This is a genomic window from Pseudomonas sp. LBUM1646 (assembly GCF_059716165.1).
The window spans coordinates 1,988,659-2,011,747 of sequence record NZ_CP166810.1; the positions used below are offsets into that span (position 1 = coordinate 1,988,659).

Here is a 23,089-nt window from a genome sequence, read left to right on the forward strand (position 1 = left end):
TTCGCTTCGACCTCCTCTCGATGTGTTCGACTTCGTCGAACGGCGCTTCGCGCCTCCCCCCAGATGAACACCTCCTCTCAGCCTCCCGAAGGGGCGGGCAAAGCAAGATCAAGAGCAGGCGAGCTAACGCTCGGCCTAATGAGTGGTGAGGAGCGGCGTGGTGTAAGCCGCTTTGCTTCTGTTTTCTGTAGGAGCGAGGCTTGCCTGCGAAGGCGGTCTGACAGCCCGCCAGTCGCTCGCAGGCGTAGTGGTTTCTGTAGTTATCGTCTTGAGTCTTCAGCACTCAAGGTTTGGCATTGGCATAGAGATAATCAGTCGCCAACGAAGCCAGCGTCCGCACCCCAACCACCAGCGCCGACTCATCCACAAAGAACCCCGGATTATGATTCGGCGCCGCTTTGCTCATGTCCTGGTCTCGCGGTGTCACGCCGAGAAACACAAACAATCCCGGCGTTTCCTTGGCGTAGAACGAGAAATCCTCCGCGCCGCCCACCAGCGGTCCTTGCACCACGTCATCCTTCGCGGCCCAGCGCAGGGTTGGCAGCATTTTTTCGGTCAGCGCCGGGTTGTTAATCGTTGGGTCGTATTTCTCGATGATGGTGACTTCAGCTTTCGCGCCGCCACTCTCGGCGATTTTTTCGACGGTCTGGCGCACGTCGGCGTGCAGTTTCTGGCGGATGCCGTAGTCGTAGGAGCGGATGGTGCCGGTCATGTCCACGGACTCGGGGATGATGTTGTAGCGGGTGCCGCCGTTGATGGTGCCGATGCTGACCACCGACGGATAAGAGGAGATGTCGGTGCGGCGGCTGACCACGGTTTGCAGGCCGACGATGGTTTGCGCGCCGACGGTGATCGGGTCGATGCCGTCCCAGGGGCGGCCGGCGTGGGTTTGTTTGCCGAGGATTTTGATGCGCAGGTCGTCGGAGCTGGCCAGGGTCGGGCCGGGGCGGTAGGCGATCTGGCCGGCGGGGACGCCGGCCCAGACGTGCAGGCCGAAGACGGCGTCTGGTTTTGGCGATTTCATCACGCCTTCCTCGATCATCATTTTCGCACCCCAGGTGTTTTTGCCGTCGGGGATGAAGTCGCTCGGGCCTTCTTCGGCGGGCTGGAAATAGAACACCACGGTACCGGGCAAGGTGTCGCGCATGCCGGTCAGGATTTTCGCTGTACTCAGTAGGATCGCGGTGTGGGCGTCGTGGCCGCAGGCGTGCATTACGTCGACTTCTTTATCGAGGTAGGTGCCCTTGGCTTTCGAGGCGAAGGGCAAGTCCGAGACTTCCTTGACCGGCAGCGCATCCATGTCCGCGCGCAGGGCCACGGTCGGGCCGGGCAGGGCGCCTTTGAGGATGGCGACCACGCCGGTTCGGGCGACGCCGGTCTTGACCTCCAGGCCCATGGCCCGCAGTTGTTTGGCGACCAGTTCCGCGGTGCGTTTTTCGGTGTTGCCCAACTCGGGGTGAGCGTGGATGTCGCGGCGGGTTTCCAGCAGTTCGGGTTCGAGGGCTTTGGCCTGGTCGGCGATCTGGTTGCGGGTGCTGTCGATCGTGGCGGCGCCCGCATGGCCGGCGAATAGGGTGAGCAAAACGGTTTGAGCAATGCGCGTCAGTTGCATCGGGTTTCTCCATGACTATTGTTTTTATGGCTTCCCTGCCTGTGACCCAAACGATGTGCCTAAGTGCTATTCCTTCTGCGGCCCGCCGCCCGCCGTCATCACTTGCACGCTCATGCGCGGCGTCGCCAGGTCCAGCCCGGCCTCATCCAGATGTCGTTTAAGCGACAGGTTGAACGCTCGGGAAACTTCCCACTGTTTGATCGGCGCGGTCTTGAAGCGGGCGCGAAGAATCGCATTACCGGACTCGAAACTCTCGACACCCTGGATCTCCAGCGGTGACCAGATGTTGCGGCGTTGCAGTGGGTCGGTGCGCATTTTCTGGCCGACTTCGCGCATCAGTTTGATTGCTTCGTCGATGTCCATGTTGGAGGGCACCGCCACCCGGAAGATCGCGTAGCCGAATTCCCGGGAGTAGTTCTTGATGCTTTTGATTTCGCTGAACGGAATGGTGTGGACGATGCCGTCGATGTCCCGCAGGCGCACGGTGCGGATGGTCAGGCCTTCGACGGTGCCGAGGTGGCCGCCGACGTCCACGTAGTCGTCGATGGCCAGGGAGTCTTCGATGATGATGAACAGCCCGGTGATCAAGTCCGCGACCAGCGATTGCGCACCAAAACCGATGGCCAGGCCGATCACACCGGCACCGGCCAGCAGTGGCGTGACGTTCATGCCCATGTTCGCCAGCGCGACGATCAGCGCGATGATGAAAATCGCCACGAACAGCACGTTGCGGATCAGCGGCATCATCGTTTGCGCCCGGGCATTGGCCAGGCCTTTGCGCGAACGGGTGAGGGCGTGGTGCACGGCGGTGTCGCTGAGGATCCAGATCAGCCAGGCAAAAATCAGCGTGCCGGCGAGGCTGAACAACTTGACGCTGACTTCATGGCCCTCGCCTTCGGTGAAGGCAATCAGCGACATGCCCCAGACCCGCAGGCCGAGCTCGATGAACACCAGCCATACCAACAGATGGGCGAGGGTGTAGCAGAAACTTTTCAGGCGTTCGGAATACAGCGCGTGACGCTTCACCCCGCGTTGCGGTTTCAGCGAATGCCGACGGACCAGCCCGTTGATGACCATGCACAACACCAGCAGCACGGTGCAGATCAGCGACTGGCGCAACGCGGTGCTGGTGTCGCCCGCCGAGATGAAGGTGGCGAACAGCGAAATGCACACCAGCACCAACGCCGGCACGTACCAGAAGGTACCGAGAATATCGATCGTATCGCTCAAGGCCCGGCGAGTCAGGCGCCGGGACAACGGTTGGTTGCGGATCAAATGCGCGATCGGTCGGCGGAAACGCAGGATGAACAACCCAGTGGACAACGCCGCCAGCACATTGGCGACGGTGGCGGCAGTGTGGGCGAGGTGGCTGCCGAGGCTGGCCACCAGACGCGGGTCGCTCAGGGCTTCACCGAACGCGGCGAAACTGCCGATCAGCCACAGTGGCCGGAAGGCCTGATGGCGCAGGATGTACAAAGCGCGATGGCGGTGCGGCCCGTCGAGCACGGAAAAGGCAATCACGCAGATCGCCGAAAAACAGGTGCCGACCACCAGCGCGTAAGCCAGCACCATCGCCAGGCTTTTGCCCAATGACGAAGGCAGCGCGTAGGTCATATAAACGGTCATCACCAGGGCAATCAGCCACGGCCCGAGTTTGCGCAGGGCGAAGCGCAGCATGTCGAGGGCCTTGGGGTGTTGCGGCAATTCTTCGGTGAGGCCGAAGCGCATGCGCACCCGGTGGCTGACCCAAATCAGCGCGGCAGCCAGCAGGCTCCAGACCATCAGGATCATGGCGAAGGCAAAGATGATCGGCAGCCATTCGTTGGCCGGCAGCATCAGCGCGGACAGTTCATCCTTGGCCAGTTCGAATTCTTCGGACCAGCGCGTGATAGGGCTGTCAGCCCCGGTGAACTGCTTTTCGAAACTGGCCAGGGTGCCGCCGATCAGCCCGAGTACACCTTCTTCAGCGGTCGGTTGGGCTTTTTTGGTGACGTCGCGCAGCTTTTTCAGGTCCGCCAGCAATTTGGTCCGTTGCTGGTCGTTTTCCAGGGACTTGATGACTTCGTCGAGGGATTGTCCCAGGGGTTCCTGGGCTTCAGGCTGGGTTTTCGCCGAGTTGTTGAGCAGGCCCGGCAAACTGACCGCCTGGGCGGACGCCATCGGCAGCAGCATCATGAGGCCGACAAGGAGTAAACAGGGCAGGGCGAAAAGACGAGCGAACACTAGGCGGTCAACCTCGGGAAGAGCGGATCGGCCGAGTGTACGAGCCCGTCAAAATCAATGCGAGCCGGGAGCACGGAATTTATTCGTTGAGTTTGGCGAGGATCTTGTAAACCACGGTGGCGAGGATCAGCAACATACCGAGCCACATGGCGAAGACGCCGGCATTCTTGTCACGGAAATTGAAGCCGATGGCCAACATGATCATGCCGGCGAGAATGGGGATCAGCATGGCGTGGAACGAGGACATCGAGATCATGGCGACTGCCTTGTCGTAGGGGATAACTTAACTCTAGGTGGCTTTTGGGCGACCGGTGGTGAGGTGTGTAGGAGCTGCCGAAGGCTGCTCCTACAAAGGCGCGGTTATGGCAACTCGCGGCAAGCGTAGAACGCGCTCAGCACTTTGACCAGGTGAGCCAGGTCGTGGCTGCCACACAGTTCGCGGATCGAGTGCATGGCGAAGGTCGGCAGGCCGATGTCCACGGTGCGTACGCCCAGGTGGCTGGCGGTGATCGGGCCGATAGTCGAGCCACAGCCCATGTCGCTGCGTACCACAAAGCTCTGCACCGGGACTTCTTCGGCCATGCACAGATGGCGGAAAAACCCGGCGGTTTCGCTGTTGGTGGCGTAGCGCTGGTTGCTGTTGACCTTGATCACCGGGCCGGCGTTGAGTTTCGGGCCGTGGTTGGCGTCGTGCTTGTCGGCGTAGTTCGGATGCACGCCGTGGGCGTTGTCAGCCGAGACCAGCAGGGATTTCTGAATGGTGCGTACGAATTCATCACCTTCAGGCAACAGGCGACGCAGTGTCTGCTCGAGCATCGGGCCATCGGCGCCGCACGCCGAGCAGGAACCGACTTCTTCGTGATCGTTGGCCACCAGCACGCAGGTTTCGTCGGTTTCGGTGGTCAGCAACGCTTGCAGGCCGGCGTAGCACGACAGCAGGTTATCCAGGCGCGCACCGGCAATGAAGTCGCCATGCAGGCCAATGACCGCAGCGCTTTGGGTGTCGTAGAAGCTCAGCTCGTAGTCGAGCACCACGTCGGCGTTGAGGCCGTGTTCGCGGGCGAGTTGGTCGGTGAGTACAGCGCGGAAGTCCACGCGTTCGTCACCGGCAAATTGCGCGAGGATCGGCGGTAGCTCGGTTTGCGCGTTGATCGCCCAGCCCATGTTGGCTTCACGGTTGAGGTGAATGGCCAGGTTCGGGATGGTGGCGATTGGCGCCTTGAAGTCGATCAACTGGCTCTCGACCTTGCCGTCGCGGCGGAAGGTCACACGACCGGCCAGGGACAGGTCACGGTCGAACCACGGCGCCAGCAGTGCACCGCCATAGACTTCGACGCCCAACTGCCAGAAACCCTGGCGTTGCAGCTCCGGCTGCGGCTTGACCCGCAGGCACGGGCTGTCGGTGTGGGCACCAACCAGGCGGATGCCGCCGTGCAGGGGCGAATGACGGCCCATCTTGAACGCGACGATCGACGAATCGTTACGGGTGACGTAGTAACGACCGTTGGTTTCGACGGTCCACGGCTCGCGCTCGTCAAGACGCGAAAAACCTGCCGCTTCCAGACGCTGAACAAGGCTGGCAGTGGCATGAAACGGGGTAGGGGAGGCCTTGAGGAAGTCGATCAGGCCTTGGTTCAACTCTTCGCGCATAAGAAACTCCAGACAGCAATGGGCGGGAGTTTAACGTATTGGCCTGGGGCTTTGGGCATGACGTGTGTCGCCAGCGTCAGCTGGCGGCTTCGACCCGTTTTCTCAGGTACTGCATGATCACCCGTTCATCTTCGGGCTTGTCCGGTTTGGGCAGCTCCTCCGGCCAGCGACTGCGGGCGTTCAGCAGCTTTTTCTGACTGCTCTTGTCCCAGCGCAGGATCTCCCGCGAGGCACATTCCCACCATTCATGTCGGCAGGCGGTGTAGTACGGATCAACCGGCGCGGCGCTGCCATACAGCAGGTCGCGGCCGACCTTGCGCAGGGCGCCGCTCTGGTTGCGCAGCTTCCATTTGATTTTCAGCCGTTGCCAGGCCGATGGGAAGGGTTTGACCCGCGGCACGTCACGGCAAAACTCTACCAGTTCCTGGCTGAACTGTTCGCCATGCCGAGAGAAGAAATAGGCCTGCATCGCATGGAAGAAGCGTTTTTCCGCGAAGTAGTGATAGATGTACTTTTTTGCTTCGCCCACGGGCTTGCCGTGCATCGCGAACGACAACGCAATCTGCTCGATGGTGTGGATGTCGAAGCCGTCCCGGGTCCATTCGTCGATCAACTGGATGGATTCGTCGAACAGGGCGCCGTCGCGGTCGGTCACGCCGCACAGTCCGCTGTTGTACAGCTTGAATCCGTTGTCCGGGGTGATGCCGCGGGCACGCAGGCAGAGGCCGAGTTTGGTGTAGCTGTCGCGCTCGCAAACGTCCTGCCAGTTGTACTCGAAGCGGTCCATCAGGTATCGACCGGGCTGGATGTGCTGGAAGACCTGGTTCGGGTCACTGGTGAACAGCGTGTCGGTATCGACGAACAGGGTTTTTTCCGCAAGCTTCAGCCCTGCGGCAATCGCGCAGGCTTTGCGGCGGTGGTGATAGCCGTTCTTGCCTTGCCACAACGTCAGGATTTCCTGGCTCAGCAACACGGTTTCGACCGGCCAGCCAGCATAGTCCTCGGGTCGGTCCGTAAGGATTCTGATGCTGGGAATTTCACCGTTTTTGGCGTGGGACAGCGCGGTCAAAATGCTGAACTTGGCTTCGCGACGGTAAACGTCCTGGTTGCCATAGATAAGGTAAAGCAATTGGTGGCGGGTTTTCTTGACGGGTGTTGCCAGGGAATCGGTACAACGCATCCGGATGGGTATCCTTTTGTTAAAGCGGGCGACTGCTTGTCAGGCAGTGCTTAAAACGGTGCCGGACACTCGAAACGCAAGCGTTCGCCGGTTTGAGGATGTGTGAAGCTGAGCATGCTCGCGTGCAGACACAGGCGCGGCCAGGCGGCGAGGGCCTGTTCGTGGGCGTAGAGCCCGTCACCCAGCAACGGATGGCCGATGGACAACATGTGCACGCGTAACTGATGAGAGCGGCCGGTGATCGGCGTCAACTCGACACGGCACCAGTCGCCACAACGTTCCAGCACGCGCCAGAAGGTCAGGGCGTTCTTGCCGAATTCGTGGTCCACCACATGCCGTGGCTTGGTCGGCGGATCGTAGCGTAGGGGCAAGTCGATGCTGCCGCTGTCCAGTTCCGGCTGACCCCAGGCCAGGGCGGTGTAGGCCTTTTCGGTTTCGCGGTCGTGAAATTGCCGAGACAGTTCACGATGGGTGTCGGGGTCACGGGCCAGCAGGATGATGCCGGAGGTTTCCCAGTCCAGGCGATGGACGATCCGCGCTTCCGGGTAGCCGTTTTCTTGCAGGCGGGTAATCAGGCAGTCCTTGTTGTCATCGGCCCGGCCAGGGACGGAGAGCAACAGGGTCGGTTTGTTCACCACCAGAACGGCGTCGTCCTGATGGATGATGTGGATATTGGACAACGGCATTAAAACAGCCTCGTAACAAACGCCAACGGCGGCTCAGAACCCCTTATGTCCAATGCAGGCGCTGCCGAAGGCTGCGATCTTTTGATTTTGCTTTTAAAAACAAGATCAAAAGATCGCAGCCTTCGGCAGCGCCTACAAAGGCCCGAAGGGCCCTGAGCCGCCGTGGCTCCCGCTCGATCGACTAGCGATCTGGCAGGGTGATATTGAGTTCCAGAATCGAGCAGCTACCCTGGTTTTCCAGGGCGACGTGCACGTCATCGGACCCGATATTGACGTACTTGCGGATCACTTCTACCAGTTCCTTCTGCAAGGCTGGCAGGTAGTCCGGGGTACTGCGCTGGCCGCGTTCATGCGCCACGATGATCTGTAGACGCTCTTTCGCTACCGACGCGGTACTAACCTTTTTACTGGCACGAAAGAAGTCAAAAAGATTCATTATTTACCTCCAAACAGGCGCTCGAAGAAGCCTTTCTTCGTCACATCGAGGAAACGATGTTCCTTTTCTTTGCCAAGGAGGCGGTCGACCGCATCGCCGTATGCCTGACCGGCATCGCTCTGGTCGTCGAGAATCACGGGCACACCCGAGTTGGAGGCTTTCAGCACCGCCTGGGATTCCGGAATGACGCCCAGCAGGGTCACAGCCAGAATCTCTTTAACGTCTTCAACGCCGAGCATTTCGCCGTCGCTGACGCGTTGCGGGTTGTAGCGGGTCAACAGCAGGTGTTCCTTGATCGGGTCTTCACCCCGTTCGGCGCGACGCGACTTGCTGGCCAGCAGGCCCAGCATGCGGTCCGAGTCACGCACCGAGGAGACTTCCGGGTTGGTCACGATAATCGCTTCATCAGCGAAGTACATGGCGAGGTGAGCACCTTTCTCGATGCCGGCCGGGGAGTCGCAGACCACGAATTCGAAGTCTTCTTTCAACGCCATCAGGACTTTTTCCACGCCTTCGACGGTCAGCGCGTCTTTATCGCGGGTCTGACTGGCGGCCAGTACGTAGAGGTTTTCCAGGCGCTTGTCTTTGATCAGGGCTTGCTGCAGGTTGGCTTCGCCGTTGACCACGTTGACGAAGTCATACACCACGCGACGCTCGCAACCCATGATCAGGTCGAGGTTACGCAAACCGACGTCGAAGTCGACGATAACTGTTTTGTGACCGCGCAGAGCGAGGCCGGTACCGATAGCGGCGCTGGTGGTGGTCTTACCCACACCACCCTTGCCGGATGTAACCACGAGAATCTTGGCCAAGGTGTTTCACCCCTAAGGAAAAAGGACTTTTAGCCCCTGAAAAACATCTCTTGAAAAACTACTGCAGTCGGACAGCCTTGGCTGGAATCCGGTCCTGGGCGGCACTTACCTCCGGTAAACACTGCTTTTGGCCTTTTTCCTACTTCGTTTGAGCCGTTTTCGCTACGTTTTAGAGATGCTTGGAAAATGCGGCAGTATCCGTTAAAGCCGAATGATGTTCAACACGTCGCCCGACAGGCTGACTTGTACGCCCGAGCCCCACAACGGATCGCGGCGCAGATCCTCGGAAACCTTGTAATGGCCTGCGATGGAGAGCAGCTCAGCGCTCATCTGCTGGCAGAAAATCCGGGCTTTCGTGTCGCCCTTGACCCCGGCCAGCGCACGACCGCGCATCGGGCCGTATACATGGATGTTCCCATCGGCGAGAAGTTCCGCCCCCGGACTGACCGACGAAACGATGACCAAATCGCCACCTTGGGCATATATCTGTTGGCCACCACGTACTGGCGAAGTGATTACCTTCGTCGGTTTGATGGTCGGTTCCGGTGGTTTTTCCGGTTTTTTTGCAACGACGCCTTCGTTCGGGTCCAGCGGCCGCTCACGGGCGCCGGACGGTGGCAGCACCGGCAGGTCGACGGCGATGGCGGCAGCGATGTCTTCGATGCGGCTGGCACGGATCGCCAGGGTGCGCAGGCCATGGGAACGGCACACGCGCATCAGGCCAGGCAAATCGACGGCGCCTTCGCTGGCCGGGAGCTTGTCCAGGGCCAGCACCAGCGGTGCATTGCTAAAGAAATTCGGCGCCTGGGCGACCTTGGCGGCCAGTTGTCGATCGAGGTTCTCGAGGTCGTTACGGGCCAGTTCCAGCACCGTAATGGCGAGCATGCTGCCCTTCAACTGGAACACAGGATCTTGGTCTAGCGGTTCGGTTTGGCTCATGGTCGGCATACAACGGCTTGTCACTAAAAGTGCCGAGACTTATAACGAGAACGCCCGCAGGCCGCAAGCCGGGTCGAACGATGTAGAATGCGCGGCCATCGTCTTTCCGGAAGCTTTAATGGATCGCCCGCGTTTTCGTACCGCCTTTCTTTCTCCACGTTTCTGGCCCCTGTGGTGCGGGCTGGGGCTGTTGTGGCTGATTGTCCAGTTGCCGTATCCGGCGTTGCTGCGGGTCGGCCGCCTCTTGGGTGCCTTGATGTACCGGGCGGCCGGCGACCGACGGCGCATCGCCAAGCGCAATCTTGAGCTGTGTTTCCCTGAAAAGTCCGCTGCCGAGCGTAAGCGCCTGCTCAAGGAAAACTTCGCTTCCACCGGCATCGCTTTCTTCGAAATGGCCATGAGTTGGTGGTGGTCGCGCCAGCGCCTGGCCAAACTGGCCCATGTCGAAGGCCTGGAGCATCTGAAAAAAGCCCAGCGCGATGGCAAGGGAGTGATTCTGATGGCCGTGCATTTCACCACGCTGGAAATCGGCGCGGCGTTGCTCGGTCAACAGCACACCATTGATGGCATGTACCGCGAACACAAGAATCCGTTGTTTGACTACATCCAGCGTCGAGGTCGCGAGCGGCACAATCTCGATTCGCTGGCAGTGGAGCGCGACGACGTGCGCGGCATGCTCAAGCTGCTGCGGGCCGGCCGGGCAATCTGGTACGCACCGGATCAGGACTACGGTGCCAAACAAAGTATTTTTGTGCCGTTGTTCGGGATTCAGGCCGCGACCGTCACCGCCACCAGCAAATTTGCGCGGTTGGGCAAGGCGCTGGTGGTGCCGTTCACCCAGGAGAGGCTGGCGGACGGCAGTGGTTATCGACTGGTCATTCATCCGCCGCTCGAAGGCTTCCCCGGCGAGACCGAAGAAGCCGACTGCATCCGCATCAACCAATGGGTCGAAGGCGCCTTGCGCGATTGCCCTGAGCAGTACCTCTGGGCCCATCGCCGCTTCAAGAGCCGCCCGCCGGGCGAGCCGAAACTGTACGCAAAACGCGGTTGAACCACCGATCCCCTTAAGCACCATGGAGTGTTGCGATGCGCCCAGCTGAACCGGTTACAGGGTTGATTCTTTCCGGCGGCGGGGCTCGAGCGGCGTATCAGGTGGGCGTGCTGGCGGCGATTGCCGAATTGCTGCCACCGGGCGCGGACAATCCGTTCCCGGTGATCGTCGGCACTTCGGCCGGGGCGATCAACGCGGTCAGCCTCGCGAGTGGGGCGATGGACTTTCGTGGCGCCATCGAGCGCCTGACCGCCTTCTGGCAAGGTTTCCGCAGTCATCTGGTGTTGCGCAGCGACTGGCCCGGCGTGATCCATCAGGCCAGCCGCTTTGTCAGCCACAGTTTGCTCGGCATCGGCGCCCAGGTGCCGGTGGCGTTGCTCAACAGTTCGCCGTTGCGTGGCTTGCTCAACGACAAATTGCAAATGAACGGCATCGCTGAAGCCATCGAGCAAAAGCAGTTGCAAGCCGTTGCGGTCACCGCGTTCGGCTATGAATCCGGTCAGGCGGTGACCTTCTATCAGGGCGGCGGCACCATCGGCGCCTGGTTGCGCCATCGGCGGATCGGCGTGCCGACGCAATTGACCGTTGAACACTTGCTCGCCAGTTCGGCGATTCCGCTGTTGTTCGCTCCAGTGAAAATCGGCGAAGAGTTTTTCGGTGATGGCGCGGTGCGCCAGTCGGCACCGATCAGCCCGGCCCTGCACCTGGGTGCGAGCAGGGTGCTGGTGGTGGGCGTCAGCGGCAACCCGCGAGGGGTTGACCCGGAGCAGCCGCTGCAACGGGCCTACACCGGCCAGCAGCCAACCCTGGCGCAGATTGGTGGGCACATGCTCAACAGCACGTTCATTGACAGCCTGGAAAGCGATATCGAACTGTTGCAGCGTCTGAATCAGTTCAGCCACTTGATGCCCGATGGCACACCGACCCGTGCCCTGGGCGTTGCACCGGTGGAAGTGTTGGTGATTTCGCCGAGCCAGCCGATCGATGAAATTGCCGCGCGGCATCGTCAGGAATTACCGGCAGCGTTGCGCCTGTTCCTGCGCGGACCGGGTGCGACCAAGACCAGTGGGGCGGGGGTGTTGAGTTATCTGCTGTTCGAGGCGGGGTATTGCAGCGAGTTGATTGATCTGGGGCGACGGGATGCGTTGGCCAAGCGGGATGAGTTGTGTCGGTTTTTGGGGTTGGTTTAAAGCAAAAGATCGCAGCCTTCGGCAGCTCCTACAGAGACCGCATTCCAATGTAGGCGCCGCCGAAGGCTGCGATCTTTTGATCTTGATCCTGAAAAACAAAAGACCACAACCACCACCCACCCCGGATGCGCACGTAGCGGATAGCAACTGCGGTCTCTTGCCTTCAACGCATCAGAAGTGGAGCTTCACCAGGAAGCTCGTCACGTTCTGATTGGTGGTAAACGCATTGGTGTCATCAATCCCGTACTTGTCTTTCCAGTAGTCGTACTCGACACCGACATACAACTGCTTCTCACCGAAATTCAACGCCTTGCCCAGGTCGTATTTGACCTGCGGGTTGAAGTGCAGGTTGGCGTGGTATTCGCCACGGGCATTTTTGTCGTTGTCGACCACCCAGTCCATGTAGCCATCGATCAGGATGTTCGAGTCGCCAATCGGGATGGTGTAGGACCAGACCGGGGTGATCTGCCAGACGTTGTTGCCTGGACGATCGCCATCAGGATGGCGCTGGTAGAAGTTCAACTGGAAGTAGTCGAAACCGGGAATCGCCAGGTCGAAACCCGGGCCGATCAGGTAAGACTCGGAATCACCTTCGCCGAACTCATAAGTCATCGCCAGCAAGACGTCTTTGATCGGGCCGAATTCGATCTTCTGGTCCAGGACTTTGCCCAACGAAATGCGCGGCTGGAACTCACCGTAATAGGTGTTCGGGCCGTTGTTGAAGTCCTTGTCACCGTTGTAGAAGATCTTGTCGATGAACAGGAAGTTATCCCCATATTTCCAGGCATCGGCGTGCTCGAAAGTGACCGTCTGCTGAATGGCCGGGTTGACCTTAAAGTCTTTGCCATACAGGTAGGTCAGGCTGTTGTTTTGCCATTGCAGCAGGTCGCCGGCCATTGCTTGGCCCCCGGCCAGCAAGGATCCTGCGAGCATCAGGCTGGTGCACGTACGTTTCATTCGGTTGCTCCCAAAAAGTAGGTGGTTCCACGTTTTTTTTCTTAGGTCGGCGCTCTGGTGTGGCGCCTTTTCTTGCCGCTGTAAAAATTCATCCATTCGGTCAGCTTTAGTGCTGTTAGCAAGAGCTGAGCCAAGGCTTTCGAAAAGCCAAAAAACTCCCGTTCGGCTGTTCGAAAACAGTCGATTACGGGAGATTTTTGAATGCCTTGCTACCGTCCAGTGCCGGGATAAGTTGGCTTTCTGGTCAGGAATTAAATCCGGGCTTTTTTTTAGACTGGATTTGGGCGGCCGCGGAGAATACTGACTCCTTGGCCAGGTCTCAAGTGCCCCGCAACAGCGCACCGACGACAGGTTTGGGGCACGGTTGGCGACGGGTGGCCTGGCGTCGTTAAACAACAGGCTTGAGTGGGTAAAAACCATCTGGTGCTTCCTCTTGTTTTTATTGTTGAGGCGCAGGCAGTCGCTGGCTGCCACAAGGCAGCCATTTCACAGGTTTCGATCAGTGCGGGTGGGCGGCGCAGTCGTTGATGGCCGCGCGCTCTTTACCACCGAGAATGTTGAACAGCAGGTTCAAGGACAGGGCACTCAAGGTCGCCATGGCGATGCCGCTGTGGGTGATCGGGCTCATCCACAAAGGCAGGTGCGCGAAGAATTCCGGACGTACCACCGGGATCAGGCCCATACCGATGCTCACCGCTACCAGCAACTGATTACGACGATCGCCGATGTCGGCTTCTTGCAGAATCTTGATCCCGGTCGCCGCGACCATGCCGAACATCGCAATGGCTGCGCCACCGAGGACCGCCGGGGGAATCGACGCCACCAGGAACGCCGCTTTCGGCAGCAGGCTGAGCACCACCAGCAAGCCACCGGCGACGATGGTCACCGAGCGGCAACGCACGCCGGTCATCTGCACCAGGCCGATGTTCTGGGCGAACGAGGAGTGGGTGAAGGTGTTGAAGAATCCGGCAAAAAACGAAGCGCCGGCATCACAGAGCAAACCGCGACGCAGCATCCTTGGGCAGACTTCCTGGCCGGTGATCTTGCCCAGGGCGAGGAACATCCCGGTGGACTCGACGAAGATAATCACCACCACCAGACACATGGACAGGATCGGTGCGAGTTCGAATTTCGGCATGCCGAAATGTAGCGGCGTGACGATCTGCACCCACGGCGCTTGAGCCATGCCGCTGAGGTCGACCATGCCGATCACGCCGCAGAGTGCGTAGCCCAGGCACATGCCGATCAGCACGGAAATGTTGACCCAGAAACCGCGCATGAAGCGGTGGATCAACAGAATGGTCGCCAGCACCAGCGCGGCGATGGCCAGGTATATCGGGGAGCCGAATTGAGCCGCGCCAGCACCGCCGCCAGCCCAATTCACGGCGACGGGGAACAGCGACAAACCGATCGAGGTGATGACTGTGCCGGTCACCAGCGGTGGGAAGAAACGCACGACTTTGGACATGAACGGCGCAATGAGCATGCCGAAGAACCCGGCGGCGATGGTCGCGCCGAAGATCCCTTGCAAGCCGATTCCGGGCATCCCGGCCATGGCGACCATGCTGCCGACCGCGGCGAAACTGGCGCCCATCATCACCGGCATGCGAATGCCCATCGGGCCGATGCCGAGCGATTGCACGATGGTCGCGATGCCGGCCACCAGCAGGTCAGCGTTGATCAGGAAGGCGATTTCTTCACGATTCAGGCCAGCAGCCTGTCCGATGATCAGCGGGACCGCGATAGCACCGCCGTACATCAGCAGAACATGTTGCAGACCGACCAGGATCAGTTGCAAAAGGGGCAAACGCTGAATGGCGGGTGCGTCGGGGATGCGCGCTTCGGATAGCTCGGACATGCAACACCTCGGATCTTTTTTATTCTTGTGATTTTTGTATCAGGTTGACCGCGGCGCGGCCGATCGCGGGCAAGTCGGAACGCCGCCCGCTCGCTCCTACAGGTCAGCGTGGACCTTATCGGAGCGAGGCTTGCCCGCGAAGCTTTTCAACGATTAATTGGTCTGGGCTCCCTGAACAATCCAGGCACCAATCAGGTCACGTTCCTGCTGGGTCATCTGTGTGATGTTGCCCAGTGGCATGATCTGGCTGGCGACGGCTTGCGCCTGGATCCGCGGGGCCAATTGCTGGATTTGTTGCGGGGTGTCGAACATCACGCCGGCCGGGGCTGCACTGAACAGCGGGCTGGTCGGTTTGGCCGAATGGCACACGGCGCAGCGTTCCTGAATCACGCTGTGCACCTTGTCGAACGCTGGGCCCTGATTCGAAGCTTGTGCCGGTGCAGCAGCAGGCGCGGCAGGCTTGGCTTCAGCAGGTTTGGCACCACCACCGAGGGCGGTTTCCGGCAGCGGCTGGTACTCGATGGTGCCAGGGGCCTTGGCCACTTCCGGTGCGCTCGGCATTTGTGCCGGGCCAGTCACGTACGCTAGGCAAATCATGCCGACAGCCGCGACAGGCAGGGTCCAGGCAAACTTGTGGCTGTCGTGACGGGTGTTGAAGTAGTGACGCACCAACACCGCCAGCACCGCGATCCCGGCCAGGATCAGCCAGTTGTATTGGCTGCCGTAGGTGCTTGGGAAGTGGTTGCTGATCATGATGAACAGCACCGGCAAGGTGAAGTAGTTGTTGTGCCGCGAACGCAGCAAGCCTTTGGCCGGCAGTGCCGGATCGGGCGTGCGGTTCTCGGCAATCGCCGCTACCAACGCACGTTGCGCCGGCATGATGATGCGGAACACGTTGCCGACCATAATGGTGCCGATGATCGCGCCGACGTGCAGGTACGCACCACGACCGCTGAACACTTTGCTGAAGCCGTAAGCGGCCGCAATGATCAGCACAAACAGGATGCCGCCGAGCAGGGCAGGGCGTTTGCCCAGGGCGGAGTCGCAGAGGAAGGAGTAGACGAACCAGCCGACGAACAACGAGGCGATGCCCAGGGCAACCCCTTCAGGACCGCTCAGGCTGCTGCCCGGTGCCAGCAGGTACAGCGTCGGGTTGGAGTAGAACACCACGCACAGCAGCGCGACCCCCGACAGCCAGGTGAAATAGGCTTCCCATTTGAACCAATGCAGGTTGTCCGGCATGGTCGGTGGAGCCAGTTTGTATTTTTCCAGGTGATAGATACCGCCGCCGTGGATCGCCCACAGATCGCCCGCCAGACCACTTTTCGGGTTGACCCGATTGAGGTTGTTTTCCAGCCAGACGAAATAGAACGACGCACCGATCCAGGCCACGCCAGTAATCATGTGAACCCAGCGCACGCTCAGGTTCAGCCATTCCAACAGATGTGCTTCCACAGTCTTTACCTCTCGCCTGTCACTCTGTTGTCGAGTGATCAGACCTTCTCTTATTGGTGGGGGGCAAGGATCAAACGCTCATCCTCTTTGAAAAAATGCTCATCGCAGTTATTGCCTGTGCCACTGCGATCAACCACCAGGAAGTCATCCCGCTTTTCGATCGTCAGCACCGGATGGTGCCAAACGCCGCGATGGTAATTAATGCCCTGCCTGCCGTTGGTGACGAAGGCGCGGACCAAGCCTGATACAGGTTCATCGCCAAGCGGCGCGACCACGATCAGAAAGGGGTTGCCGAGCAGCGGGATGAAAGCCTGGCTGCCCAGCGGGTGACGCTCCAGCATGCTGACGGTCAGCGGCATGTCCTGCGCGTCGGCGCGGAAGATGCTGATGATCGCGTTGTCTTCTGGCGTGGCGGTTTGCACCGTCGCCAGTTTATGAAAGCGCATGGTCGAACCGTTGTTGATCATGAAGTGATCGCTGCCGTCGGTTTCGATCACGTCACCGAAAGGGGCGAAAGCTTCTTTGGTCAGCGGTTCAATCGTCAGTGTGCGCATGCTGGTCTTCTTAATCTTTTGGATTGATCGTTCCCACGCTCTGCGTGGGAACGCCTCACCGGACGCTCCGCGTCCGCTTTGTGACGCAGAGCGTCACGGGCTGCATTCCCACGCAGAGCGTGGGAACGATCATTGTGTTACTTCGCGACCTTGCCGAGAACCCGCAGGCGACTCACACCACCATCCGGGAACACGTTCAGGCGGATGTGGGTGATCGGTCCCAGCGCCTTGATCTGCTCGGCGAAGGTATGTTCGGCGTGCATTTCCAGTTTCTGCGCCGGCAGCAGTTCGCGCCAGAACAGCGATTGGGTTTCGATCTGGCTGTCGGTGCCACCCTTCACGAAAGCGCCCTGGATCGAGCAGGTATCCGGGTAGTTACCCTTGAAGTGCAGGGTGTCGACGATGACTTTCTCGACTTCGCCGGCATGACCCAGCGCAACGATTACCCAGTCATTGCCCGGGGTGCGACGACGTGCGGTTTCCCAACCGTCGCCCATGTTGATGCCACGGCCCGGGTTGAGGATGTTGCTCATGCGGCCGAAGTGTTCGTCGGAGCAGGCGAGGGCGCGGCCACCATTCAGGGCTGCTGCCAGGTCGATCTGCTCGTTGTCGCCCACAGCAGACCAGTCGCGGTGCGGCACACCGTACACACGCAGACGCGCTACGCCGCCATCCGGGTAGATGTTGAAGCGCAGGTGGCTGAAGGCCTGGTCGTTGTTGATTTCGTGGAAGTGATGGCTGTTGCCTTGCAGCTCGACGGCGGACAGCACTTCAACCCACTGGGTGTTTTCAGTCGGTTCGCCGTCTGCCAGGAAGCACGCTTCCAGGGAGGCCGATGGCGGGAAGTTGCCGGTGAAGAATGAAGTGTCGATGTCCACGCCTTTGATCGAACCCGGTACGCCCAGGCGGATCACGGCGCTGTCATAGCCTTCGAAGCGCTTGCGGCGCGATTCCCAGCCGTCCATCCACTTGCCGTTGTCATCGAACACGCCTTCTTTCCACACGGCCGGGGTCGGCTGGAACAGGCGGTTGGCATCAGCGAACCAGTCATCGGTGACCGAGATGATTTTGGTGCCCAGGCGGGCGTCGGCCAGGTTGACGAACTTCTCGAAAGGTACGGCGTAAGCTTTCATTCTTCTTGTCTGCCTTTAATAAAGTTGGCTTGGGATGCTTGCAGGGCCCTGGGCACTTTCCGCGTTTGATGGTGCTCGGGCCAAGTTCGCTAGAGAGTCAGTAATCGGAACAACGCTATCTTGTTGATCTCCGCCAGCGCGCATTTGAATTCGGTGTCTTCCGAGTTGTGAATGCGCGTTTCGAATGCCGCGAGGATCTGATGCCGGTTGCTGCCTTTTACCGCCATGATGAAGGGAAACTTGAACTTGGCTTTGTAGGCGTCGTTCAGCTCGGTGAAGCGCTGGAACTCTTCGGCCGTGCATTGGTGAATACCGGCGCCAGCCTGTTCATTGGTGCTGGCTTCGGTCAGTTCGCCCTGGACGGCAGCTTTGCCGGCCAGGTCGGGGTGAGCGTTGATCAGGGCCAGTTGATTGGCGTGATCGGCGCTCAACAGAATGTCGCTCATGCGCTGGTGCAGGGTTTCGATCTCGTCGATCGAGGCGTCCTGGCCCAGGTCGAAGGCCTTCTCGGCCACCCATGGCGAATGTTCGTAGATGTCGGCGAACGCGGCGACGAATGCATCGCGGTTCAGGGTCGACGGTTTCAGCGTTTGAAAGGTGCTCATTGGGCAGCCCCTTGGTACGGATAAGTTTCGTGCCAGTGGCGAGCGATGTCGACGCGACGGCTGAACCACACCTGTTCATGACTTTTAGCGTATGCGATAAAGCGCTTGAGCGACGCCAGACGCGCCGGACGGCCGATCAGGCGGCAGTGCAGGCCGATCGACAACATCTTCGGTGCTTCGGCGCCTTCGGCGTACAGCACGTCGAACGCGTCTTTGAGGTACTCGAAGAAATCGTCGCCCTTGTTGAAACCCTGGACCTGAGTGAAGCGCATGTCGTTGGTGTCCAGGGTGTACGGGATCACCAGGTGCGGCTTGCCGGTCGGGTTGTTCGGCTCCCAGTAGGGCAGGTCGTCGTCGTAGGTGTCGCAGTCGTAGAGGAAACCGCCTTCTTCCATCACCAGCCGACGGGTGTTCGGGCCGGTGCGGCCGGTGTACCAGCCCAATGGGCGCTCGCCGGTGAGTTCGGTGAGGATGCGGATCGCTTCGAGCATGTGCTCGCGTTCCTGGGCTTCGTCCATGTACTGGTAGTCGATCCAGCGATAGCCGTGGCTGCAAATTTCGTGGCCGGCCTCGACCATGGCGCGGATCACGTCCGGGTGACGCTGGGCGGCCATGGCCACGGCGAAGATGGTCAGCGGGATGTCGAATTCCTTGAACAGCTTCAGCACCCGCCACACACCGGCGCGGCTGCCATACTCGTAAAGGGATTCCATGCTCATGTTGCGCGCGCCTTGCAGCGGCTGCGCCGAGACCATTTCCGAGAGGAAGGCTTCGGACTCTTTGTCGCCGTGCAGAATATTGCGCTCGCCACCTTCCTCGTAATTGAGCACGAAGGACAGGGCGATGCGGGCATTGCCCGGCCAGTGTGGGTGCGGAGGGTTACTGCCGTAACCGACCAGGTCGCGTGGGTAGTCAGCGCTCACTGCAGTCTTCCTTCTTATTCGTGGCTTATACAAAGTCAGGGTTGTGTGGCGGCCCGGCGATCAGTTGACAGGCTGGCGTCACAGCGATGGGCTGATTGTATACAACTTTATATCAACTTTGTAAGCCTGAATTTTTGCATTTTTCATGAACTGTCATCTTTCGATGGTATTGCAAGAAACCTGCCTGATTGGTCAGGTAATGGATAGGAGGTCCGCTGTACGCATGGTTTGTGGTCAGATTCGCCGGGAATCCCGGAATGACGGTGGCTGCGATAAAAATGTCGTTTTTATTGTGTACAATTTTTTTGAAAAGTGTCTTAATCAGTCGCTCGCCGCAGCTTTTCGTGCTCCGAAACGGTGCGGTCTCCTTTTCAACTGACTTCGGGAGGCGCGAGGTCTGACTGCCCTAAGCAGCCAGGCGCGCAGAATCAATGGGACGTTTGACTACACACGTTTTAGACGCTGCACACGGTTGCCCGGGCAGCTCGATCAAGGTCGAGTTGTACCGCGTTGAAGGCTCGCAGCTGGAATTGGTCGCCAGCGCGATCACCAACAGCGATGGCCGTGTCGATGCACCGCTGCTGCAAGGCGATGACTACCGTTCCGGGGTCTATCAGGTTCAGTTTCATGCGGGCGATTACTATCGCGCCCGTGGCGTCCAGCTGCCGGAGCCTGCGTTCCTCGACGTAGTTGTGCTGCGCTTCGGCATCTCTGCCGAACAGGATCACTACCATGTGCCGCTGCTGATTTCGCCCTACAGCTATTCGACCTACAGAGGAAGCTAGGCTCCCCCAAGAATCTGCGCATAAAGCTTCTTTGGTCTTTTGCCCGCCCACACTGCGGGCTTTTTTTTGCCTCCAGAAAAGTCAAAAGATCGCAGCCTTCGGCGGCGCCAACAGGCGCGTAGGAGCTGCCGAAGGCTGCGATCTTTTGGTCTTGCTCTGCTTACCGGCTTAACAACGACGCCGCACCCGCACCACTGAACAACCCGGCACTGATCCGGTTAAACCAACTCTGCCCCTTGCCACTGCGCAAATACCGCGCCGCCCCATGGGCACCCAGCCCATACGCCAATTTGCACAGCAGATCCAGCACGGTCCAGGTCGCAATCATCACCAGCAACTGCGGCAGAAACGGCTGCTCGGCGCTCAAGAACTGCGGCAGGAAAGCGGCGAAGAACAGAATGTCCTTCGGATTGCTCGCGCCCAGTACAAACGCGCGCCCGAACAGGGCACGAAAACGCGGCACCGGCGCAGCCTGGGGCACTTCAGCGCCCACTGATGGCTGACGCGATTGCTGCCAGCTCTGCCACGCGAGGTAGAACAGGTACAGCGCGCCGACAATCTTCAACGCGCTGAACAGCTGTTCCGACGCCAGCAGCAGGGCGCCCAGGCCCAGCGCCGAGGCACTGAGCAGACAAATCGAGGCAATCACCCCACCGAGAAACGCCGGGTACGACCGACGCAAACCGTAGTTCAAACTGTTGCTGATCATCAGCAAAGACAATGGCCCCGGGATCAGGATCACCACCAGCGCAGCGCCGCTGAACAGCAGCCAGGTTTCCAGACTCATCACTTTCCTCCTAATGTGCAAAAGCCCCACCCGACGGGTGAGGCTGTTTGAAACGATGACCGCTTACAAGAAAATGAACTTGGCGATGAAGATCGCGCAGAGCACCCACAGACTGACGGAAATTTCCTTGTACTTACCGGTGCCGGCCTTCAGCACCACGTAAGTGATAAAGCCCAGCGCGATGCCGTCGGCGACCGAAAAGGTCAGCGGCATCATGATCGCGGTGACGATCGCCGGAATGCTGTCGGTCGCTTCATCCCATTCGATGTGCGCCATACCGCTCATCATCAGCATTGCCACGTAAATCAGCGCGCCGGCGGTTGCATAAGCCGGAATCATGCCAGCCAGCGGTGCGAAGAACATCGCGGCAATAAATAGCACACCTACGGTCACTGCGGTAAGACCAGTCCGACCACCAGCGGCGACACCCGCGGCACTTTCTACATAACTGGTGACCGGCGGAACACCGACCATCGCCCCGAATACGCTGGAGGCGCTGTCGGCTTTCATCGCGCGGGAGAGGTTTTCGATCCGACCGTCAGCGTTCACCAGGTTGGCGCGCTGAGCGACGCCCATCAGGGTGCCGGCGGTGTCGAACATGTGCACAAAGAGGAACGCCAGCACCACGCTGATCATGCTGACGTTGAACACGCCAGCAACGTTCATCGCCATCCAGGTCGGTGCCAGGCTCGGCGGGGCGGACATGATGCCTTCGTAGTGGACGAGGCCCAGGCCCCAACCGGCGGCGGTCACGGTGATGATGCTGATGAGGATCGCGCCGAAGACTTTGTGGTAGCTGAGCACGGCGATCATCAGGAAGCAGATGGCGGCCAACAGCGGGCCGGGCTCGCGCAGGGAACCGAGCTTGATCAGGGTCGCCGGGCTGTCGACAACGATACCGGCGGTTTTCAGGCCGATGATCCCCAGGAACAGCCCGACACCGGCGCCCATGGCGTAGCGCAGGCTCACGGGAATACTGTTGAGCAGCCATTCGCGAATCTTCGAAAAGGTCAGGATCATGAACAACACACCAGAAACAAACACCGCGCCGAGGGCGGTTTCCCAGTTGTAGCCCATGGTGCCGACCACGGTGTAGGTGAAGAACGCGTTCAGGCCCATGCCCGGCGCCAGGCCGACCGGCCAGTTGGCGTACAGGCCCATCAACAGGCAACCGAGCGCGGCGGCGATACAGGTGGCGACGAACGCGGCGCCGTGATCAATGCCGGCGTCAGCCATGATGTTCGGGTTGACGAAGATGATGTAAGCCATGGTGATGAAGGTTGTCAGACCGGCAATCAACTCGGTCTTCACCGTGGTGCCATGCAAGCTGAGTTTGAAGAGACGTTCCAGCCAGCCATTGCGTAATGGCGGCGAGAGGTCCAGCGACGGGGCTTCGGATTTGCGGCTTTCCACAGCGAGTACTCCTCAAGAGTTTTATTTTTATTTCCAGGGCCGGACCCATGAGGGTGGCAGCGGCCCTTTGAGGCACTTGCGAATTTGTTGACCGCTTGGTCAGGAACTCGCACGAAGTGGATTATGCTTTTGTATACAAATAAAGCAAATAATGTTTTTGGTTTTGTCGACGAAAATTTTGGCGATAGGGGTATATCGATGGGAAGGAGTACAAAGTGATCGTTCCCACGCTCTGCGTGGGAATGCCGCCATGGACGCTCCGCGTCCGCTGTGAGAAGCGACGCAGAGCGTCGCGGGATGCATTCCCACGCAGAGCGTGGGAACGAGCGGTTACTCGGTGGCTCCCTGGCTTTTCCCCAACGCCAGATTCACCGCCAACCATCCATTCACCGCTGTCTCCCCAGCTTCGGCGAACACCCGCTCCAGCAATTTCACCTGCTCACGCCGCAGCGACTGCTCAAACTTCGCGCCATCGTCAGTCAGTTCCAGCAGTCGTTTCCGCTTGTCCGTTTCTGATGCCACGCTGTTGACCAAATGCATTTCCAGCAACTGGCGCAGTGGAATGTTCAGCGCCTGCTTGCTCACGCCGAGCAACGCGAGCAATTCCTTCACGCTCAGGTTCGGGTAGCGGGCGATGAAAAATACGATGCGCTGATGCACTCGGCTCAAGCCACGACGCTCAAGCATTTCGTCGGCCTTGGCGGTGAACGCCTGGTAGCCGAAGAAAAACGCTTCCATGGCGTGCTGCTGAGTCGTGGGGTTTTTAAGGTCAAGCATATTGACGTATCCGCTCAAGCTGTCGTAATTTCGGTCAACCAGTTTGACTTATTTTCCTCAGGC

At 59.6% G+C, this 23,089-nt stretch carries 22 protein-coding genes; 3 read left to right on the plus strand and 19 right to left on the minus strand.

Annotated elements, in window-relative coordinates:
• Nucleotides 1-283 precede the first annotated feature (283 nt).
• From ACA071_RS08910 to minC, 9 genes are all read right to left on the minus strand, one after another.
• Nucleotides 284-1,612 (minus strand): amidohydrolase, encoded by a 1,329-nt coding sequence (locus tag ACA071_RS08910; RefSeq protein WP_497643994.1) that lies wholly within the window; start codon nt 1,610-1,612, stop codon nt 284-286.
• Nucleotides 1,613-1,678: 66 nt separating this feature from the next.
• Nucleotides 1,679-3,835 (minus strand): mechanosensitive ion channel family protein, encoded by a 2,157-nt coding sequence (locus ACA071_RS08915; RefSeq protein WP_497643995.1) that lies wholly within the window; start codon nt 3,833-3,835, stop codon nt 1,679-1,681.
• Nucleotides 3,836-3,914: 79 nt separating this feature from the next.
• Entirely contained in the window at nt 3,915-4,091 is a 177-nt protein-coding gene (locus ACA071_RS08920; RefSeq protein ID WP_169370907.1) for a hypothetical protein, read from the minus strand.
• A 104-nt stretch (nt 4,092-4,195) separates the two neighbouring features.
• Entirely contained in the window at nt 4,196-5,485 is a 1,290-nt protein-coding gene (locus tag ACA071_RS08925) for a M18 family aminopeptidase (RefSeq protein ID WP_497643996.1), read from the minus strand.
• Between the two features lie 76 nt (nt 5,486-5,561).
• Entirely contained in the window at nt 5,562-6,665 is a 1,104-nt protein-coding gene (locus ACA071_RS08930; RefSeq protein ID WP_497643997.1) for a hypothetical protein, read from the minus strand.
• A 50-nt stretch (nt 6,666-6,715) separates the two neighbouring features.
• Nucleotides 6,716-7,351: an RluA family pseudouridine synthase gene (locus ACA071_RS08935; RefSeq protein WP_497643998.1), complete on the minus strand. Its 636-nt coding sequence runs from the start codon at nt 7,349-7,351 to the stop codon at nt 6,716-6,718.
• A gap of 181 nt (nt 7,352-7,532) precedes the next feature.
• Nucleotides 7,533-7,787 (minus strand): cell division topological specificity factor MinE, encoded by a 255-nt coding sequence (minE, locus tag ACA071_RS08940; RefSeq protein WP_007898843.1) that lies wholly within the window; start codon nt 7,785-7,787, stop codon nt 7,533-7,535.
• Nucleotides 7,787-8,599: a septum site-determining protein MinD gene (gene minD, locus ACA071_RS08945; RefSeq protein WP_123409029.1), complete on the minus strand. Its 813-nt coding sequence runs from the start codon at nt 8,597-8,599 to the stop codon at nt 7,787-7,789. Before minD ends, minE begins: the two co-directional genes overlap by 1 nt.
• Before the next feature lie 201 nt (nt 8,600-8,800).
• Nucleotides 8,801-9,538: a septum site-determining protein MinC gene (gene minC / locus ACA071_RS08950; protein ID WP_497643999.1), complete on the minus strand. Its 738-nt coding sequence runs from the start codon at nt 9,536-9,538 to the stop codon at nt 8,801-8,803.
• Between the two features lie 118 nt (nt 9,539-9,656).
• Here minC and ACA071_RS08955 point away from each other — a divergent pair, with 118 nt between their 5' ends.
• Both ACA071_RS08955 and ACA071_RS08960 read left to right on the plus strand, forming a co-directional pair.
• Nucleotides 9,657-10,589: a lipid A biosynthesis lauroyl acyltransferase gene (locus tag ACA071_RS08955; RefSeq protein ID WP_497644000.1), complete on the plus strand. Its 933-nt coding sequence runs from the start codon at nt 9,657-9,659 to the stop codon at nt 10,587-10,589.
• Nucleotides 10,590-10,624: 35 nt separating this feature from the next.
• Nucleotides 10,625-11,779 carry a patatin-like phospholipase family protein gene (locus ACA071_RS08960; protein WP_497644001.1) on the plus strand — a complete coding sequence of 385 codons (1,155 nt, stop codon included), beginning with the start codon at nt 10,625-10,627 and terminating at the stop codon, nt 11,777-11,779.
• Nucleotides 11,780-11,950: 171 nt separating this feature from the next.
• Here ACA071_RS08960 and ACA071_RS08965 read toward each other — a convergent pair whose 3' ends face one another.
• The 7 genes from ACA071_RS08965 to puuE form a co-directional block, all read right to left on the minus strand.
• The gene (locus ACA071_RS08965; RefSeq protein WP_497644002.1) at nt 11,951-12,736 is read right to left on the minus strand and encodes an outer membrane protein OmpK; all 786 of its coding nucleotides are present in this window, start codon (nt 12,734-12,736) and stop codon (nt 11,951-11,953) included.
• Between the two features lie 499 nt (nt 12,737-13,235).
• Complete coding sequence (locus ACA071_RS08970) at nt 13,236-14,594, minus strand: nucleobase:cation symporter-2 family protein (RefSeq protein WP_497644003.1); 1,359 nt, start codon at nt 14,592-14,594, stop codon at nt 13,236-13,238.
• 153 nt (nt 14,595-14,747) lie between these two features.
• Nucleotides 14,748-16,049: a urate hydroxylase PuuD gene (locus ACA071_RS08975; protein ID WP_497644004.1), complete on the minus strand. Its 1,302-nt coding sequence runs from the start codon at nt 16,047-16,049 to the stop codon at nt 14,748-14,750.
• Between the two features lie 50 nt (nt 16,050-16,099).
• Nucleotides 16,100-16,603, minus strand: a complete 504-nt coding sequence (locus ACA071_RS08980; RefSeq protein WP_010456681.1) for an ureidoglycolate lyase — start codon at nt 16,601-16,603, stop codon at nt 16,100-16,102.
• A 137-nt stretch (nt 16,604-16,740) separates the two neighbouring features.
• Nucleotides 16,741-17,736: an allantoicase gene (alc, locus tag ACA071_RS08985; protein ID WP_497644005.1), complete on the minus strand. Its 996-nt coding sequence runs from the start codon at nt 17,734-17,736 to the stop codon at nt 16,741-16,743.
• An 89-nt stretch (nt 17,737-17,825) separates the two neighbouring features.
• Nucleotides 17,826-18,341 carry a 2-oxo-4-hydroxy-4-carboxy-5-ureidoimidazoline decarboxylase gene (gene uraD / locus ACA071_RS08990; protein WP_497644007.1) on the minus strand — a complete coding sequence of 172 codons (516 nt, stop codon included), beginning with the start codon at nt 18,339-18,341 and terminating at the stop codon, nt 17,826-17,828.
• Nucleotides 18,338-19,264 carry an allantoinase PuuE gene (gene puuE / locus ACA071_RS08995; RefSeq protein WP_497644008.1) on the minus strand — a complete coding sequence of 309 codons (927 nt, stop codon included), beginning with the start codon at nt 19,262-19,264 and terminating at the stop codon, nt 18,338-18,340. The genes uraD and puuE overlap by 4 nt, the downstream gene beginning before the upstream one ends.
• Before the next feature lie 431 nt (nt 19,265-19,695).
• Here puuE and uraH point away from each other — a divergent pair, with 431 nt between their 5' ends.
• Nucleotides 19,696-20,049: a hydroxyisourate hydrolase gene (gene uraH / locus ACA071_RS09000; RefSeq protein ID WP_010456673.1), complete on the plus strand. Its 354-nt coding sequence runs from the start codon at nt 19,696-19,698 to the stop codon at nt 20,047-20,049.
• Between the two features lie 160 nt (nt 20,050-20,209).
• On the opposite strand, the gene ACA071_RS09005 is transcribed toward uraH, so the two are convergent.
• The 3 genes from ACA071_RS09005 to ACA071_RS09015 all read right to left on the minus strand — a co-directional run bounded on the left by ACA071_RS09005 (nt 20,210) and on the right by ACA071_RS09015 (nt 23,026).
• Nucleotides 20,210-20,836, minus strand: coding sequence for a LysE family translocator (locus ACA071_RS09005; RefSeq protein ID WP_059404689.1), 627 nt, complete (start codon nt 20,834-20,836; stop codon nt 20,210-20,212).
• A 63-nt stretch (nt 20,837-20,899) separates the two neighbouring features.
• The gene (locus tag ACA071_RS09010; RefSeq protein WP_497644009.1) at nt 20,900-22,249 is read right to left on the minus strand and encodes an NCS2 family permease; all 1,350 of its coding nucleotides are present in this window, start codon (nt 22,247-22,249) and stop codon (nt 20,900-20,902) included.
• A gap of 330 nt (nt 22,250-22,579) precedes the next feature.
• Nucleotides 22,580-23,026: a MarR family winged helix-turn-helix transcriptional regulator gene (locus tag ACA071_RS09015; RefSeq protein WP_497644010.1), complete on the minus strand. Its 447-nt coding sequence runs from the start codon at nt 23,024-23,026 to the stop codon at nt 22,580-22,582.
• Nucleotides 23,027-23,089 lie beyond the last annotated feature (63 nt).

Excerpts from the sequence above, each read along its gene's own strand:
- minC (WP_497643999.1), bottom strand. The coding sequence starts at position 9,538 with ATGAGCCAAACCGAACCGCTAGACCAAGATCCTGTGTTCCAGTTGAAG.
- ACA071_RS09015 (WP_497644010.1), bottom strand. The coding sequence starts at position 23,026 with ATGCTTGACCTTAAAAACCCCACGACTCAGCAGCACGCCATGGAAGCG.
- ACA071_RS08935 (WP_497643998.1), bottom strand. The coding sequence starts at position 7,351 with ATGCCGTTGTCCAATATCCACATCATCCATCAGGACGACGCCGTTCTG.
- ACA071_RS09005 (WP_059404689.1), bottom strand. The coding sequence starts at position 20,836 with ATGAGTCTGGAAACCTGGCTGCTGTTCAGCGGCGCTGCGCTGGTGGTG.
- ACA071_RS08910 (WP_497643994.1), bottom strand. The coding sequence starts at position 1,612 with ATGCAACTGACGCGCATTGCTCAAACCGTTTTGCTCACCCTATTCGCC.
- ACA071_RS08980 (WP_010456681.1), bottom strand. The coding sequence starts at position 16,603 with ATGCGCACACTGACGATTGAACCGCTGACCAAAGAAGCTTTCGCCCCT.
- ACA071_RS08930 (WP_497643997.1), bottom strand. The coding sequence starts at position 6,665 with ATGCGTTGTACCGATTCCCTGGCAACACCCGTCAAGAAAACCCGCCAC.
- ACA071_RS08965 (WP_497644002.1), bottom strand. The coding sequence starts at position 12,736 with ATGAAACGTACGTGCACCAGCCTGATGCTCGCAGGATCCTTGCTGGCC.
- alc (WP_497644005.1), bottom strand. The coding sequence starts at position 17,736 with ATGAAAGCTTACGCCGTACCTTTCGAGAAGTTCGTCAACCTGGCCGAC.
- ACA071_RS08955 (WP_497644000.1), top strand. The coding sequence starts at position 9,657 with ATGGATCGCCCGCGTTTTCGTACCGCCTTTCTTTCTCCACGTTTCTGG.
- ACA071_RS08960 (WP_497644001.1), top strand. The coding sequence starts at position 10,625 with ATGCGCCCAGCTGAACCGGTTACAGGGTTGATTCTTTCCGGCGGCGGG.
- uraD (WP_497644007.1), bottom strand. The coding sequence starts at position 18,341 with ATGAGCACCTTTCAAACGCTGAAACCGTCGACCCTGAACCGCGATGCA.
- minE (WP_007898843.1), bottom strand. The coding sequence starts at position 7,787 with ATGAATCTTTTTGACTTCTTTCGTGCCAGTAAAAAGGTTAGTACCGCG.
- ACA071_RS08970 (WP_497644003.1), bottom strand. The coding sequence starts at position 14,594 with ATGTCCGAGCTATCCGAAGCGCGCATCCCCGACGCACCCGCCATTCAG.
- ACA071_RS08925 (WP_497643996.1), bottom strand. The coding sequence starts at position 5,485 with ATGCGCGAAGAGTTGAACCAAGGCCTGATCGACTTCCTCAAGGCCTCC.
- ACA071_RS08920 (WP_169370907.1), bottom strand. The coding sequence starts at position 4,091 with ATGATCTCGATGTCCTCGTTCCACGCCATGCTGATCCCCATTCTCGCC.
- uraH (WP_010456673.1), top strand. The coding sequence starts at position 19,696 with ATGGGACGTTTGACTACACACGTTTTAGACGCTGCACACGGTTGCCCG.